Consider the following 266-nt stretch of genomic DNA (forward strand, 5'->3'; position numbering starts at 1 on the left):
GTCGTGACCCTGCTGATGGGTGCGGTCGCGAACTACCCGCTCGCGCTGGCGACCGGGCTGGGCCTGACCGCGTTCCTGGCCTTCGGCGTGGCCAGCCTGCCGAGGATGACCTGGGCCGACGCCATGGGGCTCGGGGTCATCGAGGGCCTGGTGATCCTCGTCCTGGTGCTCACGGGTCTGCGGGAGGCGGTGTGCCGGGCGGTCCCGGCGCCGCTGAAGATCGCCATCAGCGTGGGGATCGGGTTGTTCATCACGATCGTCGGGCT

1 pseudogene is annotated in these 266 nt (G+C 70.7%); it reads left to right on the forward strand.

The window, feature by feature from the left end:
* Positions 1-266 (forward strand): annotated as a pseudogene (locus AC0I8G_RS25960) (NCS2 family permease); the annotation flags it as partial.

The sequence above is a fragment of the Kineococcus sp. AC630 genome, assembly GCF_979255925.1.